Here is a 14,815-nt window from a genome sequence, read left to right on the forward strand (position 1 = left end):
AGGCGGGCAAGCGGGTCGCCGAGCTGACACGCGCGCGTGTCGGTGACGAATGGCGGTACGAGGCACCACCCCGTCCCGGTCCCGCACGACCACACGCACCACCTCCATGAAACCCACGTCGACAACGACGTGTTAGCCGCTCGGAGGAGCAGCCGTGGCCGCCCATCCTGTTGACGAGAAACTCCCCGCCCTCAAAATGGCGACCAGCGGCCTGCAGCACGTGGCCGCCATGTACGCGGGAGTCGTCGCCCCGCCCCTGATCGTCGGCGCGGCCGCAGGCCTGTCCGGCGCCGACCTCACCTTCCTCACCGGAGCCTGTCTGTTCACCGCCGGGCTCGCCACCTTCCTGCAGACCCTCGGCTTCTGGAAGATCGGCGCCCGGCTGCCGTTCGTCAACGGCGTCACCTTCGCCGGCGTCGCCCCCATGACGGCGATCGTCGCCTCCGCCAAGGACACGTCCGACGCGCTGCCGGTCATCTTCGGCGCGGTCGTCGTCGCCGGCCTCCTCGGCTTCCTCGCCGCCCCCTTCTTCAGCAAGGCGATCCGCTTCTTCCCGCCCGTCGTCACCGGCTCGGTCATCACCCTGATCGGAGTCTCCCTGCTCCCCGTCGCGTTCGGCTGGGCCCAGGGCCCCGACCCCAGGGCGAGCGACTACGGTTCGACGACCTACCTCACCATCGCCGGCATCACCCTGGCCGTCGTCCTCGTCCTGCGCCGCTTCACCCGCGGTTTCGTCAAGCAGATCGCGGTCCTGCTCGGCCTGATCCTCGGCACGCTCATCGCGATACCCTTCGGCGTCACGGACTTCGGCCCCGTCGCCCACGCGGACGTCGTCGGCTTCCCGACCCCGTTCCACTTCGGCACCCCGCAGTTCCACATCGCGGCGATCCTGTCGATGTGCGTGGTCATGGTCGTCTCCATGACGGAGTCCACCGCCGACATGCTGGCGCTCGGCGAAGTCGTCGACCGCCCCGCCGACGAGAGGACCATCGCCGCCGGACTGCGGGCCGACACCCTCGGCTCCGCCCTGAGCCCCCTGTTCAACGGCTTCATGTGCAGCGCCTTCGCCCAGAACATCGGCCTCGTCGCGATGACGAGGATCCGCAGCCGCTACGTCGTCGCCGTGGGCGGCGGCTTCCTGGTCCTGATGGGCCTGTGCCCGATGGCCGCCTCCCTCATCGCGGTCGTCCCCCGCCCGGTCCTCGGCGGCGCCGGCATCGTCCTGTTCGGCTCGGTCGCCGCGAGCGGCATCCAGACCCTGGTCCGGGCCGGACTGGAGAAGGACAACAACATCCTGATCGTCGCCGTCTCCCTGGCGGTCGGCATCATCCCCATCACCGCACCGGGCTTCTACCACGCCTTCCCGGAGACGGCGAAGATCGTCCTGGACTCCGGTATCTCCACCGGCTGCGTCACCGCCGTCCTGCTCAACCTCGTGTTCAACCACATCGGCAAGGGCCGCGACGCCCAGGACGTCACCCATCCCATGGAGTCCGGGGAGGAGTTGGCACCGGCACACTGAACCGGCGGCGCAGGCAGGGCCGGGGGCACCCTGCCGGTGCTGACGGTCGTGGCCGTCGTGGCCCGGCCGACGGCCGGGCTCGCCGCGGCCCGCGACGCCGGGTGGCGGCGGAGCTGCTCGACGCGCAGGACCGCTGGGCCTACAGACCGAACAGGGCGAGGTCCGTCGTCAGTTCCCTGAACACCTCCCGCGGGTCCGGGACCAGCTTGCGCCGGTCGAGGTCGAGCAGGCCGCCCACCCCGCTGACCTCGGCCGCCAGCGTGCCGTCGGTCTTGCGTATCTCCTGCGCGATCCGGAACGTCCTGCCGCCGCCCCACGCGAACTCACAGGTCACGTCGACCTCGTCACCGGCGAGCAGTTCGCGCCGGAATCGGAGGGTCGTCTCCAGCGCCACCGGACCCACACCCCGCCCCACGAGCCGTGCCTGGCTGATGCCGGCCGCCTGCAGGAGCGACCAGCGGGCGTGCTCCGCGTAGTTGAGGTACACGGACTGGTTGAGGTGTCCTTGGGTGTCGGTCTCGTAGCCGCGGACGGTCACGCGCACGGAAAACGGTTCGCTCACGGGTTCCCCTTCTCGTGTACGACACACTGATCCGCCGATCCTCGCACGCCGCTCACACCCGGCGCGGCGAGGCGAGCAGATACCGCACCCGCGTTCGCGGTTCGGTGTACTCCCCGGCCTGCCAGCCCGCGCGTGCCAGCGTGGCCGTGCAGGCCGCGAGGGTCTCCGCGTCCGGCGCGTACACGGCGACCGCCTCCGGCTGCGGGGTCGCGCGGACCCGGTAGCCGTCCGTGTCCCCGTCCGCGGGACGGTGCCCTGCCGCCTCCAGAGCGAGCGCCGCCGCCCGCACCAGATGCGCGCGCTCCCAGCCGCACGGCCGGTCCACCGCGCCGTCGGGGTTGGTCATACGGCGCAGCTCCAGCAGCCCCTGCCAGGCGCTGTGCACCTCACGCCGACGCGCAGGACCGTCCGCGGGCGGCTCCTGCTCGCCACCGACCCGCGCCGCGAACACGCCCGCGGCCGGCGCGGGTTCCTGCGCCGCCTCGGGCACCGCCTCCCGTATCCGATGGCCCGCGGGGGTCAGGAAGTGCTCGTGCGGCGGCCGCGGATGCCGGAACGCCAGCCCCCGTGCGACCAGCGCCGCGAGTTGCACCTGCGTACCGCGCAGCCGCCCGGTCACCGGATCGGCGGCCTCGATCAGACGTCGCTGCGCGGCGGTCGGCGGTCGCGTCACGGCGCGCTCCTTCCGGTCCCGTCCCTGTTCCCGGCCGCCCGGCGGACGGCCCCTCGCGCAGCGTACGTCCCCGGTCCGACACCGCCCGGGGCCGCGGCACCGGCCCCCCGCTCCCGCTACTGCCCGGGCCGGATGTTCCACCCCGCCACCACCGGCCGCCCGTGCTCCGTGCCCAGGCGGCACAGTGCCCCCGTCGCGAGTTGGAACAGGGCCCCGCGCCCGGGCGAGAGGCCGAGGCGGCGGGCGGTCAGGACACGCAGGAAGTGGCCGTGGGCGATCAGGACGACGGCGCCGTCGGTGTCGGCGAGGGCGGCGTCGGCCCTGGCGAGCACCCGGTCGGCGCGCTCGCCGACCTGCTCCGGGGTCTCGCCGGGATGCTGCGGCGGCCCGGGCGCGACCCCGTCCGTGAACAGGAACCAGCCCGGCCGGCTCCGCTGGATGTCCACGGTGGTCACGCCCTCGTAGCCGCCGTAGTCCCACTCGCGCAGGTCGGCGTCGACCCGGGCGTCCGGGATCCCGATGAGCTCGGCGGTCTCCCGGGCCCGCTGCAGGGGGCTGACGAACGCGGCCCCGATCCGGTGCGAGCCGATCAGCGGCGCCAGCCGCCGCGCCTCCTGCCGCCCGTGCTCGGTGAGGGGCACGTCGGTCCAGCCGGTGTGGCGTCCGGACCGCGACCACTCGGTCTCACCGTGCCGGACGAGAAAGAGGTCACCCACGTCAGCGCCCTTCCCGCTCGCCTGTCAGCACGGTGTCACGGGAGCCGGCCGCCCGCAGGACGGACTCGGCCAGACGGCCGTTCTCCGGGGCGGCGCCCACCCCGGAGGGGAAGGAGAACCGGCGCCGGGTGTAGGCGTACGCGATGCCGTGCGCCGGGTCGGCGAAGCCCAGCGAGCCGGTCGCACCGCTGTGCCCGAAGGTGCCGGCGCCGAGGAACGGGTACAGCGCGGGGGTGTGCTCGAAGCCGCGCGCGAAGTGGTCCTCGCTGCCCACGACCAGGTCAGGGCCGCCCGGGGTGCGCAGCTCGCCGAACAGGGCCGCGGTCGCGGGCGTGAGCAGCGGCGACCTGCCGTCCACGGTGCTGATGGCGGCCGCGTACATCCCGGCGACCCCGCGCGCGTTGCCCACGCCGCCCGAGGACGTCGGCCCGAGCGCCTTCACCCGGGGGTGGTTGCCGAAGGCCACCAGGTCGGTCGGCGCCGGCCCGTGCGCGTTGAAGGCGATGCCCCGGATGCTGTCCGCAGCCGCCGCCCGCTCCTTCAGCAGCGCGGCCTCCTCCGGCGTCGGCACCAGCGGCTGCACGTCCACCCAGCGCTTCTCGGCCGCCGCGGGCAGCCCCAGGTAGTAGTCGAGTCCGTACGGCGCCCGGATCCGCTCCTCGTACAGCTCCTGGATGGACCGGCCGGTCACCCGGCGCACCACCTCGCCGGTGAGGGCGCCGATGACGAAGGCGTGGTAGCCCCAGGCGGTGCCCGGCTCCCACAGCGGCTTGCGCTGCGCCAGCCGGGCCGCGGTGATCCGGTCGTCGGCCAACTCCTCGATGGTGAAGGCCTGTTCCGCATCGCCGACGAGTCCGGCGCGGTGCTCCAGCAGTTCGCCCAGGGTCAGCCGGTCCTTGCCGTGTGCGCCGAACTCCGGCCAGTACGCGGCGACGTCCCGGTCGAGGTCGAGCACCCCGTCCTGCACCAGGAGCGCGACGACGAGGTGCGCGGCTCCCTTGGCGATGGAGTACAGGGTCGTCAGCGAGTCCCCGTCGATGCCGTCGCCGCCCCACAGGTCCACCACGCGCCGCCCGTGCCGGTACACCACGAGCTGTGCGCCCGGATCGTCCCGTTCCCCGGCGAGCACCGCCGCGAACTCCTCGCGGACACCCTCGAATCCCTCCGCCACCGTGCCGTGCACATCGATCGGCATGCGTCGTTCCCCCTGTTCGGTGATCACCAACGGGGATCGTCAACGACCCGTGGCCGCCGGGCATTCCCGGTGGCTCAGGTACCCGGCAGGACCAGGGTGTTCTCGGTGCCCAGGGCCTTGGCGCCGCTGTCGGCGTACAGCGTGGTCTCGCCGTCGGACCAGCGCACGACCAGGTCGTTGCCCGTGTGGTCGGAGGTGAGGTCGCCGGTGGTCATGACCTGGGCGTGCGGCCAGGTGCCGTTCGGGCCGCGCAGCCGGGACCGGGTGCCGAGCCCGCCGGCCGAGACACCGGTGTAGCTGTCGAGCGAGCCGTCGGACCAGCGCACGAGCAGGTCCGCGCCGGCCGTGCCCCGGAAGGCGCCGCCGCTCAGCAGTGCGGCCTTGGTCCAGGTGCCGTTCGCCGCGAGGAGCTGCTTGCCGGTGCCGAAGGACCCGGCGCGGACCCCGGTGTAGAGGACCAGACCGCCGTCCGAGCGGCGCGCCAGCACGTCGGTCGCGCCCGTGGCCCCGTGGAACTGCCCGGCGGTGAGCTGTACGACGTTCTGCCAGGCGGACTTGGGCTTCGCCATCTGCACCTCGCGGCCCACTCCGGAGGGGCCGAGGTCCGGGTACAGGGTGACCTCGCCGTCCGACCAGCGCACCAGCAGGCCCGGCCGGCCGCCGGTGAAGGTACCGCCGGTGATGTTCCGGGCGTGGGTCCAGGTGGAGTTGGCCTTCAGCAGCCGCGTCTCGGCACCGAACGCGCCGTTGCCGTCCCCGGGGTACAGGGTGACCCCGCCGTCGGACCAGACGACGAGCAGGTCGCCGAGGTGGTCGCCGGTGTAGTCCGCCGAGGCCATCAGCGTGGCCTTCTGCCAGTGGGCCGCGCCGCCCGGCAGCTGGAGCCCCTGGTAGGCGGGCAGGCCGGCGGGCGGATCCTGGTTCGCGACCGCGTCGGCGAGCAGGTTCGCGGCGTCGGCGCCGAACGCCGGGGCGTAGCTGATGTAGTCGACGTTCGCGTCGTTGCCGCCGCCGTTGTAGCCGCCGAGGTTGCCGATGACGTGGCCGGTGCCCGCGTCGTCCTGGTAGTCGGTGATCCACGGGCTGCCGGACACGCCGCCGTAGTAGCCGCCGCAGGTCATCGACATCTGCCGGTAGCCGGGGAGTTGCCGCGTCGGTACGGTGCACTTGACGGCGCGCCCGGCGCTGTTGTGCCCGTAGGAGGGGTAGCCGACGACGGTCACGTTCTTGTGGGTGTAGCCGTTCGCCCGGGTGAAGGTCAGCCCGCCGCCGACCGCGTCCTGCAGGCTCTGGCCGCGCTGGTTGGCCGAGACCCTGGCGAACGCGGTGTCCAGGTCCGAGGCGGGTTTCTTGGTGGTCGTGGACCCCTTGTCGGGCACGTACCGGGGGTCGGTGAAGACCCGCTGGATGTGGAAGATGCCGTACGGCTGCCGGTCGGGGCTCGCGCCCTTCACGAACCTGGGGACGAAGACGTAGTCGCCCTTCATGCTCAGCGCGCAGTGGGCGGCGGTGAGCACGATGTTCCGTGCCGCGGTGTCGATCACACTGCCCGTGCAGTGCCAGGTGGTGCCGCCCGGCCCGTCGGACCCGAAGAACGTCCCGACGACACGGGTCCCCTGGAAGAGGGTGCCCTGCGGCCGGCCCGTCGCCGCGGCCCCCGGCCCGGGCCTGTCCGGCTGTACCCGGTCCGCGTCCAGCGGCGCCGCGTCCGCCATCCGCTGCGCGGTCCAGAAGCGGGCGGCCTGCCGCGCCTCCTGCCCGGCGGGGGGCGCCGGCGACGCGGCGGCCTGGGCGGCCTGCGCGGGCGCGACCCCGCCCCCGAGGGCCGCGCCGCACACCATGGCGACGGTCGTCCGGCGTATGCGCGTCGAGGACGGTCTTCTGGATGAGAACAACGCTGCTCCCCCTGGTCTGCTGCGGGTCTGCTGGAACCCGACCCGGGGGGAACGGCGGCGCGGCGCCGGCCGGCACGAAGCCCCCCGGTTCGTGCGGGGCGATCTTCGCACAGGCGCGCGAATGCGCGAAACGGGCTACTGCCGGTACCCGCCGAGGAACCGCCCGATCCTGCCGATCGCCGCCTCCAGGTCCTCCGCGTGCGGCAGGGTGAGGATGCGGAAGTGGTCGGGCGAGGGCCAGTTGAAGCCGGTGCCCTGGACCACCTGGATCTTCTCGCGCAGCAGCAGGTCGAGGACGAACTTCTCGTCGTCGTGGATCGGGTGCACCTTCGGGTCGATGCGCGGGAACGCGTACAGCGCGCCCTTGGGCTTCACGCAGGACACACCGGGGATCTCGTTGAGCTTCTCCCAGGCCACGTTGCGCTGCTCGTACAACCGGCCGCCGGGCAGGGTCAGTTCGCGGATCGACTGGCGGCCCCCGAGCGCGGCCTGGACGGCGTACTGGGCGGGGGCGTTGGGGCACAGGCGCATGGAGGCCAGCATGGTCAGGCCTTCCAGGTAGTCCCTCGCGTGTTGCCTGGGCCCGGTCACGACCAGCCAGCCGGAGCGGAAGCCCGCCACCCGGTACGTCTTCGACAGGCCGCAGAAGGTGAGGACGACCAGGTCGGGGGCGAGGGCGGCGGCGGAGTGGTGGACCGCGTCGTCGTACAGGATCTGGTCGTAGATCTCGTCGGCGAACACCATCAGTCCGTGCCGGCGGGCCAGGTCGAGGATGCCCTCGACGACCTCCTTCGGGTACACCGCGCCCGTCGGGTTGTTCGGGTTGATGATGACCACGGCCTTCGTCCGGTCCGTGATCTTCGCGGCCATGTCGGCCAGGTCCGGGTTCCAGTCGGCCTGTTCGTCGCACAGGTAGTGGACCGCCTTGCCGCCGGCCAGGGTGGTCGCCGCCGTCCAGAGCGGGAAGTCCGGGGCGGGGATCAGGATTTCGTCGCCGTCCTCGACGAGGGCCGTCACGGCCATGGAGACCAGCTCCGAGACGCCGTTGCCCAGGAAGACGTCGTCCACGCCGACGTCGAGGCCGAGGCTCTGGTAGCGCTGGGCGACCGCGCGGCGGGCGGAGAGGATGCCGCGGGAGTCGGTGTAGCCGTGCGCCCGCGGCAGCATCCGGATCATGTCCTGGATGATCTCCTCCGGCGCCTCGAAACCGAAGGCGGCGGGGTTGCCGGTGTTCAGGCGCAGCACGCTGTGCCCGGCCTCCTCCAGCGCGTTGGCGTGCTCGATCACCGGGCCGCGGATCTCGTAGCAGACCTCGCTGAGCTTGTTCGACTGCCGGAACTCCATGCGCCCCTCCGGAAACTCGTGTTGCTTGGTTTTACCAAGTGGGAGCTTGGAAAGTCCAATGACATGTCTAGACTGCGGGTCATGTCACCTCGCCGAAGCAACGACCAGTACTGCTCCGCGGCCCGCGCCCTCGACCTCGTCGGGGACCGCTGGACCCTGCTGATCGTCCGGGAACTGCTGGCCGGCCCCCGCCGCTACACGGACCTGCACGCGGACCTGCCAGGCGTGAGCACGGACGTACTCGCCTCCCGGCTGAAGGACATGGAGCGCGACGGCCTCACCACCCGCCGCCGGCTCCCTCCGCCGGGCGTGGCCTATGTCTACGAACTCACCGGACGCGGTCGCGGGTTGCTCCCCGTGCTGCAGGCGCTGGGCGGCTGGGGCGAGGCCGAACTGGGGGAGCGGCGGCCGACCGACGCGGTCCGCGCCCACTGGTTCGCGCTGCCGCTGCTGCGGGCCCTGGAGGGGGAGGGGACCGTGGAAGTGCGTCTGCCGGAGGGGGAGTTCCATCTGCGCGTCGGCGCGGAGGAGGGCCCGGTGTACGGCGACGGGCCGGCACCGGGCGGGGCCGACGCCCGGCTGGTGCTGGACGCGGTGACCTGCGAGGCCGTGGCGCGGGGCGAGTTGACCCTGCCGGAGGCGGTACGGGCGGGCCGGGTGACGGTGACGGGGGACGGCACCCTCGCCAAGGCGTTGCGGGAGGCGTGACCCGGTCGCTCCGCCGCGGCCCTTCGGCGGAGAACGGAAGGCCCGCCGGCGGGCGGGCCTTCGAGCACGTCGGCTCACACGTTCGGCGGCACCCGGGACGGCCGGCCCGATCCCCGGGTCAGCGCGTACCCCCCGATACCGGCGAGAGCGGCGAGCACACCGCCGATCGCGGTCCACACCCACCGGTCGGACCACCAGCCGGAGGACCAGCCGTCGCCCGAGCCGAAGCTGGACAGCACCGCCGCCCTGGAACCGTCCCCGTCCGCGGCGGACTTGACGGCGATCCCGGGAACCAGCGGCTTGCCCAGCGAGCCGTCCACCGCCGCCGCGCCGCCGACGTCCTCGGAATCGGCACGGACGTCGACGCTCACCGGCTTGCCGAGGTCGGCGGAGCCGAGGTCCACGACCGTCAGCCGGATGTAGTACGTGCCCGGCAGCGGATCGTTCGCCCACGGCTCCGACCAGGACTGCACCGTCCGCAGCACACAGGCCAGTCCGACCGAGGACGCCCCCTGCTCGGCCGTACGGGTCGCCGCGCCGTACTGGCAGGCCTGGCGGCGCCGCAGTCCGTCGTACACGTCGATCTGCCAGGTCTGCGCCCCGTGCGCCGCCGGCAGCTTCACGCTCGCCTTGACGGTGGGCCGCTGCCCGGTGTCCGCGGGGAACGACCAGTACAGGTAGTCACCCGTCGAGCCGGACGCCGTGGCCTGCTGCCCCTGCCGGACCTCCGTCGCCGTACGGAACGAGGTGCCGGCCCGGGTGGGCGCCTTGCCGTCGGCGGAGGCGCCGGGGGACGGGGAGGAGTCGGCCGCGGCCGGTCCGGCCGCGAGCCCGAGCGCCAGCAGCGCCGCACCCATCACACGTGTGATCCGCATCAGTTCGTCCTCCAGACCGAGACCCGCCAGCGCGACAGCCATCCCCACAGCAGACCCGCCAGGAAGCCGGTCAGCACCAGCGCACCCAGCAGCCACCAGCCGCGGCCGAGACCGAAGGAGGCCACGTCGTGATGGCCGGACGGCCCGTCCACGACGTCGACGGTCAGCTCCAGTGGCAGACCCGGCGTGGTCTTGACCCCCGCCGCGGCCGAGAAGGAGTTGGTGACCTGCAGGCACACCGTCTCCGCGGGCGCGTTGTCGTCGTCGCTCTCGGGCTTCGGGTAGCGCAGACCCGTCGAGATCACGTCCGTACGGCCCGTGCCGGCGGCCTCGCCGCGCACGATCTCCCGCCCCCGCACGGTCACCGCCCGCAGCAGCACCCCGTGGTCCGGGTTCACCGCCCGGTCGTCGGCCACGCTCACCGAGGCGCGCAGCTCCTTGCCGGGGTCCACCGCGACCTTGTACCAGCGCTGCTGCCCGAACTCCTCACGGTCCGTGTACAGCCCGGACTTCAGCGTCGGTGCCTTCTCGCACTGCGCGGCACCCGCGGTGGCCACCGGCGTCACCACCGGATCGGCCGCGCGGTCCACCAACTGGCCGACCCGGTCGGACAGTTCCTCCCGGTGCCGGACGTCGGTGTAGGTGCCGCCGGTCGCGTCCGCGATGCAGCTGAGCTGGTCGCGGGTCTTGGCGTCCGGCACCAGGCCCAGGGTGTCGATGGTCAGCCCGATGCCCTTGGCGGCGATCTCACGGGCCACCTCGCACGGGTCGAGGGGCTGGCAGGTGTCCTCGCCGTCGCTGATCAGGACGATACGACGGGTCCCGTCGCCCCCGTCGAGGTCGTCCGCCGCCTTCAGCAGGGCGGGCCCGATCGGCGTCCAGCCGGTCGGCTGCAGCGTGGCCACCGCCGTCTTCGCGTCGGTCCGGTTCAGCGGGCCCACCGGGTAGAGCTGCGCGGTGTCCTTGCAGCCCTCCTTGCGGTCGTTGCCGCGGTAGTTGGCGCCCAGGGTGCGTATGCCGAGCCGGACCTCCTGCGGTGTCGCGTCCAGCACCTCGTCGAACGCCTGCTTCGCCGCGGCCATCCGCGAGCCGCCGTCGATGTCCCGCGTGCGCATCGAACCGCTGACGTCCAGCACGAGTTCGACCTTCGGGGCGGCCACCTGTGTCTCGTCGGCGACGGCTCCGCCGGGGAACGCGATCCCGGCCGCCAGGGCGGCGAGGAGAGCGCAGACTCCCGCCGCCAGCCGTTGTCTTGTGATCATCGCCGGATCTTATGGAGCGGACGGGCCGGGCTCCAAAACGAGTGGCGGAGGGGGCCGGCCCGGGCCGGACCGTCCGGCTCGCCGTCTTCAGCGACGTCCGGCGTCCGAGCTCATCGGGTTCGGCAGGGCCGTCCACTGGTCGCCCGGGGTGCTCGGGGACAGCCGCATCAGGGTCAACGCCTTCGCCGGCAGCGGGCCTTCGCACAGGGCGCGCAGGTCGGCGGTGTCCGGCAGGTCCGCTACGGCGGCGGACAGGGCCGCCCCCAGCGCCGCGCGGGAACCCGCCGTACCGGCCAGCGCGCCCGCCACCAGGGAGCCGAACAGCTTGCGGCGCAGGGCCGTCTCGTCGTCGGTGATCAGACGGCCGGTGAGCGCGGGCGGGGCGATGCCGTGCCGGGTCAGGCGGGCCGGGCTGATCCGGATGTCGGCCAGGTCGCGGTAGACCAGCCGCACGGGGGTGCCGTCGGCCGCCAGGATCACCAGCAGGTTCTGGCCGTGCGCCTCCAGGGCCACGCCGAGGTCGAGCAGGCGCAGCCCCACGGTCAGGGCCAGGCGGGCGAACGCGGCCGTCCAGGCGGGCACGTCGGGCAGACCGGTGGTGGCGAGCGCGGCCACCGGCAGGACCCGTTCGCCCGGGCGCGTGTACACCTCGGGCGACTCGCGCAGCAGCGCGGCGAGGTCGGGGGAGTGGGCCGAGACCGCGCCCAGCGTGCGTGTGAGGTGCAGCAGGCCGTCGGTGCGCGCCGCCAGCTCCGCGGCGAGGGCGGACAGCGGCGCGGCGGCCCGGACCGAGTACGCGGAGATGTCCCGCACCGAGGACGTCAGCCGGGCGCTCAGCGCGGTCTTCACATGGACGCCGTCCGGCAGCGCGAGCGTGCGCAGGGACAGCAGGGGACGTCCGGGGCGCCAGGGGTCGTACGACCGCTTCAGGACATGGGCGGCCTGCCACGGGTGCACCGGCACCAGCAGCCGCCCGCCGTCGCGCAGTTCCTCCGGCCAGTCACCGCTGACCAGGCACTCGGATGCCGGCACCGGTACCATCCCCAGCTCCACCACCGGCCGGTGCTCCGGGCCGTACGCCAGCTGGTCGGCCACCGAGAAACCGGGACGGGAGCGGCAGTTGGGATGGTACGGGTGCCCGTCCGTCACCCGCTGCTCCCACTCCCAGTCCCTCCCCCGCCCTCCGGCCGGGGGGACCCCCACCGGCCACTCCTTCGGGTGATCCGCGCCGGCCCGTGACAGTGCCAACGAGGCGACGCTGTCCGCCAGTTCGGCGGCGAACGCCGGGCCGTGCGGCACCGCGAGGGCGGTCAGCAGACCGGCCGGATCCACCTGGCCCTCCCGGTCCAGACGGACACCGGTGACGTACGCGCCGGTGGCGTACGGGTCCGCGGGCGGCCCGTACAGCGTCCGGCCGTCGGCGAGCCGCAGCGCCAGGCCGTGCGCGCCGTGCACCCGGCCGGTGATCCACGGCAGCGGCTCATGGGCCAGCGCCCGCCACAGCCGGGTCAGCACGGCCGCGCGGGCGCCCGGCAGTTCCGCGGTGTACCGGGGCAGCAGCGCCGGCCGCACGGCGGCCAGCTCCTCGGCGACCCGGGCCTCGGTGGCGGGGGGACGGTGCACGGTCGGCTCCTCGGTTGCACGCTGCACGCAGGACGATTGTCAGGGACGACAGACATACTGAGCGCGACGACCCCCGACGAAACGAACGGATCGCGTGGACCTCACACCCCCCACCGACGCCGTCGGCCACCGTGCCGACGCCTACGCGGCCGCGCCCGTGCTGAACTGCCTGCTGCGCGAGGTGGCCGAGCCGGACCCCGGTGACCCGAGGGTGCACCGGTTGCCGAGCGGGCGGCTGCTGCGGGTGCGTCCCGGCCGGCGCCCCACGGACCCCGAGGTGTGCGCGGCCGGGGTCTGGCACCGCGTCGGCCACACCGAACTGGTCAAACTGGTCACCGAGGAACTGCGCAGGCACACCGGGCTGGCGGGCGGTGACCTGCCCGCCGAGATGGTCGACAGCCGGGACGCGGTCGCCGCGCTGCTCACCGCCCGCGCCCGGGCGACGCCGCCCGCCGACCCCTATCTCCTGTCCGAGCAGTCCCTGATCACCGGTCACCCCAGCCACCCCGCCCCCAAGGCCCGCGGTGGCGGCCCGGTCGCGTCCTGGCTGCCGTACGCCCCCGAGGCGCACGCCCGTTTCCCGCTGGTGCTGCTCGGGGTGCGCGAGGACCAGGTGGCCGAGGAGGGCGACACCGGCGCCCTGGACGCGCTCGGTACGGCACCGCCCGGCTACCGGCTGCTGCCGGCCCACCCCTGGCAGCTGGAGCTGGCGGGCCGGGAGCTGGCGGAGGCCTTCGCCGACGGCCGCCTGGTCCGGCTCGGCGAAACCGCCTTCCCCACCTGGCCGACGGCGGCGGTCCGCACGGTGTACGAGCCGCGGCGCGACATGTTCCTGAAGTTCAGCCTGGACGTCCGCATCACCAACGACATCCGCCGGCTGTGGCGCCACGACCTGCGCAGACTGTGCCGCACCGACAGGGCCGCCGGGCACGCCTTCGCGGCGCTGGGTCCGCCCACGGCCTGGCTGAGCGACCGTGGCTACCGCACGGCCGCCTTCGCCTTCGAGGAGCTGGCCGTCCTCGTCCGGGACGGTCTGCGCGGCCACCTGCTGCCGGGCGCCACCCCGCTGCTCGCCGCCGGCCTCGCCGAGGGCTTCGACGGCAGCCCGCTGGCCGGTGCGGCCGACCCGGCGGCATGGTGGGAGGCGTATCTGCGCCAGGTCGTCCCGCCCGCCCTCACGGCCTTCGACGAGCACGGAGTCGTCCTCGAGGCCCACCTCCAGAACACCCTCGTCGCCGTGGACGCGGCCGGCACGCCCGTCCAGGCGCTGTTCCGGGACGCCGAGGGCGCCAAGCTGCTGACGGACGTGAGCAGGGCCGCGGGCTGGGAGCGGCTGGTCTACTGCCTGGTGGTGAACCACCTCGCCGAGATCGCCGCCGCCCTCGCCGAACACCACCCCGGGCTCGACCCCTGGCCCGCCGCCCGTGGCGAACTCGCCCGGCACCGCCTGCCCGAGATCCCCGCCCTGCTGGGCGCGCCCACCCTGCCCGGCAAGACCAACCTGCTGCTGCGCTGGACCGGCGCGGACGGCGCGGACGCCCGCTACCTGCCCCTGCCGAACCCGCTGGCGGCCCGCTGACCCCGTGTGCGGCTCACCGGGCCGTGCCGAAGTCCTGGGTCCAGTAGCTGCCCGGCTGCGCGAGACCGACGCCGATCTGCTGGAACGAGCAGTTGAGGATGTTGGCCCGGTGGCCGGGGCTGGACATCCAGCCCGCCATGACCTCGTCCGGGGTGCTGTAGCCGTAGGCGACGTTCTCGCCGTAGGCGCTCCAGGAGTAGCCGGCGGCCGTGATGCGGTCGCCCGGGGCGGACCCGTCGGACCCGGTGTGCGACATGTTCTGGTGGGCCGCCATGTCCGCGCTGTGGTCCTGCGCGGCCTTGGTCAGCGCCGGGTTCAGGGTCAGGGCCTGGCAACCGACCTTGGCGCGCTCGGCGTTGACGAGCTGCACGATGCGCGCGACGACCCCGGACGCCGTGGCGGTGGCCTTGGGTGTGCTCGGCGCGGCGGGGGCGGCGGTGGCCCTGGGAGTGCTCGGCGCGGCAGGGACGGCGGCGGTGGCCTGGGGAGTGCCGGGAGTGTGCGGAGCGCTGGGGGCAGTGGTCCTCGGGGGCCTGTGGACCGTGACCTTCTTGTGGGCGCCGGGGTGAGTGGTGGCCCGGGGCGCGGGCGACGCGGTGGCCCGCGGCGTGGGTGCGTGAGGGTGGCCGTTGCGGTGGTGATGCCCATGGGCGTGGTGCCATCGCGGCTGCGGCGTGCTCGTCGCGGCGGCGTCGGACGGGTCCGTCGTGCCGTACGGCCAGTCGGTGCAGGCCAGGGCGACGGACGGCACGCCCACCGTGCCGATGGTGACGGCGGCGATGACTATCCGCCGCAACTGCTGTGTCCTGCGGTGCTTGCCCATGCGTGAACCTCACTCGGTGATCGCCGGGCGCTCATTCT

At 73.7% G+C, this 14,815-nt stretch carries 13 protein-coding genes; 3 read left to right on the top strand and 10 right to left on the bottom strand.

Features of this window, described 5'->3' with window-relative positions:
* The first annotated feature begins 154 nt into the window (after positions 1-154).
* Positions 155-1,522, top strand: coding sequence for a nucleobase:cation symporter-2 family protein (locus ACWC94_RS37350; RefSeq protein ID WP_450801740.1), 1,368 nt, complete (start codon positions 155-157; stop codon positions 1,520-1,522).
* Positions 1,523-1,661: 139 nt separating this feature from the next.
* Here ACWC94_RS37350 and ACWC94_RS37355 read toward each other — a convergent pair whose 3' ends face one another.
* From ACWC94_RS37355 to ACWC94_RS37380, 6 genes are all read right to left on the bottom strand, one after another.
* On the bottom strand, positions 1,662-2,084 hold the full coding sequence (locus ACWC94_RS37355) for an acyl-CoA thioesterase (protein WP_450801741.1): 423 nt from the start codon (positions 2,082-2,084) through the stop codon (positions 1,662-1,664).
* 52 nt (positions 2,085-2,136) lie between these two features.
* Positions 2,137-2,757 carry a hypothetical protein gene (locus ACWC94_RS37360; protein WP_450801742.1) on the bottom strand — a complete coding sequence of 207 codons (621 nt, stop codon included), beginning with the start codon at positions 2,755-2,757 and terminating at the stop codon, positions 2,137-2,139.
* Between the two features lie 116 nt (positions 2,758-2,873).
* Positions 2,874-3,473: a histidine phosphatase family protein gene (locus ACWC94_RS37365; protein ID WP_450801743.1), complete on the bottom strand. Its 600-nt coding sequence runs from the start codon at positions 3,471-3,473 to the stop codon at positions 2,874-2,876.
* 1 nt (position 3,474) lies between these two features.
* Entirely contained in the window at positions 3,475-4,668 is a 1,194-nt protein-coding gene (locus tag ACWC94_RS37370; protein ID WP_450801744.1) for a serine hydrolase domain-containing protein, read from the bottom strand.
* 74 nt (positions 4,669-4,742) lie between these two features.
* Complete coding sequence (locus tag ACWC94_RS37375) at positions 4,743-6,563, bottom strand: trypsin-like serine peptidase (protein WP_450801745.1); 1,821 nt, start codon at positions 6,561-6,563, stop codon at positions 4,743-4,745.
* Between the two features lie 135 nt (positions 6,564-6,698).
* Positions 6,699-7,907, bottom strand: a complete 1,209-nt coding sequence (locus tag ACWC94_RS37380) for a pyridoxal phosphate-dependent aminotransferase (RefSeq protein ID WP_450801746.1) — start codon at positions 7,905-7,907, stop codon at positions 6,699-6,701.
* Between the two features lie 81 nt (positions 7,908-7,988).
* Here ACWC94_RS37380 and ACWC94_RS37385 point away from each other — a divergent pair, with 81 nt between their 5' ends.
* Positions 7,989-8,615, top strand: a complete 627-nt coding sequence (locus ACWC94_RS37385; RefSeq protein ID WP_450801747.1) for a winged helix-turn-helix transcriptional regulator — start codon at positions 7,989-7,991, stop codon at positions 8,613-8,615.
* Positions 8,616-8,689: 74 nt separating this feature from the next.
* Here ACWC94_RS37385 and ACWC94_RS37390 read toward each other — a convergent pair whose 3' ends face one another.
* The 3 genes from ACWC94_RS37390 to ACWC94_RS37400 form a co-directional block, all read right to left on the bottom strand.
* On the bottom strand, positions 8,690-9,490 hold the full coding sequence (locus ACWC94_RS37390) for a hypothetical protein (RefSeq protein WP_450801790.1): 801 nt from the start codon (positions 9,488-9,490) through the stop codon (positions 8,690-8,692).
* Positions 9,490-10,752: a VWA domain-containing protein gene (locus ACWC94_RS37395; RefSeq protein WP_450801748.1), complete on the bottom strand. Its 1,263-nt coding sequence runs from the start codon at positions 10,750-10,752 to the stop codon at positions 9,490-9,492. Before ACWC94_RS37395 ends, ACWC94_RS37390 begins: the two co-directional genes overlap by 1 nt.
* Before the next feature lie 87 nt (positions 10,753-10,839).
* Positions 10,840-12,375: an IucA/IucC family protein gene (locus tag ACWC94_RS37400; RefSeq protein ID WP_450801749.1), complete on the bottom strand. Its 1,536-nt coding sequence runs from the start codon at positions 12,373-12,375 to the stop codon at positions 10,840-10,842.
* A 94-nt stretch (positions 12,376-12,469) separates the two neighbouring features.
* Between ACWC94_RS37400 and ACWC94_RS37405 the strand changes: the two genes are divergently transcribed.
* On the top strand, positions 12,470-13,954 hold the full coding sequence (locus ACWC94_RS37405; RefSeq protein ID WP_450801750.1) for an IucA/IucC family protein: 1,485 nt from the start codon (positions 12,470-12,472) through the stop codon (positions 13,952-13,954).
* A gap of 13 nt (positions 13,955-13,967) precedes the next feature.
* On the opposite strand, the gene ACWC94_RS37410 is transcribed toward ACWC94_RS37405, so the two are convergent.
* Positions 13,968-14,777, bottom strand: a complete 810-nt coding sequence (locus ACWC94_RS37410) for a CAP domain-containing protein (protein ID WP_450801751.1) — start codon at positions 14,775-14,777, stop codon at positions 13,968-13,970.
* Positions 14,778-14,815 lie beyond the last annotated feature (38 nt).

This window comes from Streptomyces sp. NPDC001135, assembly GCF_053598395.1.

Bases quoted from the DNA above. Each gene is read 5' to 3' on its own strand.
- ACWC94_RS37370 (WP_450801744.1), bottom strand. From the start codon at position 4,668: ATGCCGATCGATGTGCACGGCACGGTGGCGGAGGGATTCGAGGGTGTC.
- ACWC94_RS37380 (WP_450801746.1), bottom strand. From the start codon at position 7,907: ATGGAGTTCCGGCAGTCGAACAAGCTCAGCGAGGTCTGCTACGAGATC.
- ACWC94_RS37385 (WP_450801747.1), top strand. From the start codon at position 7,989: ATGTCACCTCGCCGAAGCAACGACCAGTACTGCTCCGCGGCCCGCGCC.
- ACWC94_RS37390 (WP_450801790.1), bottom strand. From the start codon at position 9,490: ATGCGGATCACACGTGTGATGGGTGCGGCGCTGCTGGCGCTCGGGCTC.
- ACWC94_RS37395 (WP_450801748.1), bottom strand. From the start codon at position 10,752: ATGATCACAAGACAACGGCTGGCGGCGGGAGTCTGCGCTCTCCTCGCC.
- ACWC94_RS37410 (WP_450801751.1), bottom strand. From the start codon at position 14,777: ATGGGCAAGCACCGCAGGACACAGCAGTTGCGGCGGATAGTCATCGCC.